This window comes from Caballeronia sp. M23-90, from assembly GCF_053574605.1.
In genome coordinates, this window is sequence record NZ_JBSIPA010000714.1 from 1 (window position 1) to 2,137 (window position 2,137).

2 protein-coding genes are annotated in these 2,137 nt (G+C 58.1%); one reads left to right on the forward strand and one right to left on the reverse strand.

What is annotated here, in order from left to right:
• Positions 1 to 433: 433 nt before the first annotated feature.
• Entirely contained in the window at positions 434 to 1,504 is a 1,071-nt protein-coding gene (locus ACRXB1_RS35040) for a sigma-54 interaction domain-containing protein (protein ID WP_061998922.1), read from the reverse strand.
• A gap of 418 nt (positions 1,505 to 1,922) precedes the next feature.
• Here ACRXB1_RS35040 and ACRXB1_RS35045 point away from each other — a divergent pair.
• Positions 1,923 to 2,137: hypothetical protein (locus ACRXB1_RS35045; RefSeq protein WP_449494655.1), on the forward strand; the 215-nt coding region annotated here is incomplete at its 3' end.

A 2,137-nucleotide genomic window follows, 5' to 3' on the forward strand; every position in this document is an offset into this window, starting at 1 on the left:
TCATTGCTGGTCACGGCGCCGGCGATCGCCGCACCACCGATACCCGCGCCTGCCACAGCGCCTTCGCTATACAGCGAGTTGCAACCCGAAAGGGTGAAACACGCGATGGCTCCCATCAGGAGCGTTGCCATTGCCGCGGCGTGAGCCGGACGCCGGTAAATCGTTTTCTGCATGATGCTGTTCCTTCCTCGCCTTTCTCTATTCTTTCGATGACGGCAACCGGCTTCTCTCGCGCAAACCTTGAGCGCAAAAGACCTAGCAAACGGAGCGCCCGGGCATTTTGAATGACGTAACAACGAGGTGGGCAAAGAAATTTGCAAGAAATTGCAAATAAGGGGAACGCGCTGCTTCAAATGAAAAACTGGCGTGACAGTTGGGGCGAAGTCGATGGATCGCGGGAGGATCCATCGACGTAGCGAGCATTGGCTTGCAGTCAGCCTTCATTCCCGGCGGGCGCCGACGGCTCCGCTTCGCCGCCTTCGTCATCGTAAGCACCAAGGCGGTTATAGAGGGTCTTCAGACTGACGCCCAAGGCTTTGGCGGCCCGGCGTTTGTCGCCGCCGCAATGCTTGAGCGTGCCGAGGATGATCTGCTTTTGCGCATCGGCGAGCGGTGTGCCTACCCAGACGTTCATGGCATCGCCCTGCGTTATAGGTTTCTTCACCCGCGAGGCCAGATGCGGATGCGCAATCTCCACCGTTTTCTCGGCAAGAATGAACGCGCGATACACTGTGTTCTTCAACTCGCGCACGTTGCCCGGCCACGAATATGTGCGCAGCATGTCGATCGCACGTTTGCTGAACGACTTGTTGGTGCCTTCCTGCGCGTTCATCTCGGCGAGAAAATGCTGCGCAAGAAATTCGCGGTCGCTGTCGCGTTCACGCAGCGGCGGCGCGCGCAATGGAAACACGGCCAGCCGATACATCAAGTCTTCGCGCAGGCCATTCTCCTTGACCGCCACGATCGGGTCGCGATTGGTCGCGGCGATCACACGGACATCGGAGTGAATCAGCTCATTACCGCCGACTCGAAAGAACGTTCCGGTTTCAAGTGCGCGTAACAGCTTCACTTGCCGCACCGGCGACATCTCGGTCACTTCATCCAGGAACAGCGTTCCGCCATTCGCATGTTCGAAATAACCAAGGCGTCCTTGGACCGCGCCGGTAAAACTCCCTTTCTCGTGCCCGAAGAGTTCCGGCTCGATAAGATTATCGGGAATAGCCCCGCAATTGACCGCAACGAACGGGGCATCGCGCCGCGCGCTTTGATCGTGAATGGTACGAGCAATGAGTTCCTTGCCGGTTCCCGATTCACCGATGATCAACGCCGTGGCATCAGTTGCGGCCACACGTTCTATCTGCGAGTAAAGCTCCATCATCACGGGCGATGAACCGTACAGAAGTCCAAACGACTTCAACCCGGCAATCTCTCCCGCGTTACGTTTCTTCTGCGATGGCGTATCGCCGGAGGCGACGGCCGGCGAGTCCAGATCGGTTGACGCCATGAGTCTTTAAGTCCTGCAAATGTTGTTCGGGCGACAGGGTTTGGCCGGGCGCCAGGACAAGGCGGCAGCACAGTGTTGCGCTGATTCCCGCCCTGTTGGTGGCAGGGAGGCAGCTTCGGCCCCACTATCGCTCAGGGTGACGAAGCATCGTTTAATGGCAGCAGGCCTGGACATTTCAATGAAAGCCGCAAGCGTGCAACTCATCTCGTAATCCGTATTTAACCATCCGCAACGACTTAGCGGCAACGTGCTTTGTTCTGCTTGAGTAATCGCAACACGATTAGCCGCGTGGTACGCCATATTGCGCGCAAACTCCGGAAACCTTCACCGATACCTTGCCTCATTTACACGCGCTGTACGTAATTGTTACGTGCGTCCGGGTATTCACACGCGCGCAATCGATGCAACCCGGCCTGCAATGACCCATCACAAACCGGCTTCGGTCGATATGGCACGGTTTCTGCGTAGCACGTGGCATCTGCAAACGAACGGCCGTGACCCGGCACAGACAGCCATGGAAGATTCCCTGCATTTCGACATCCACGTGCAACAGCGCGCTCGTCCAGCACGTCGTGCACGTGCGCCGCAGCGCGCCGAGGAGCGTCCGGAACTCCTGGCGGCCGAGCCGATCAA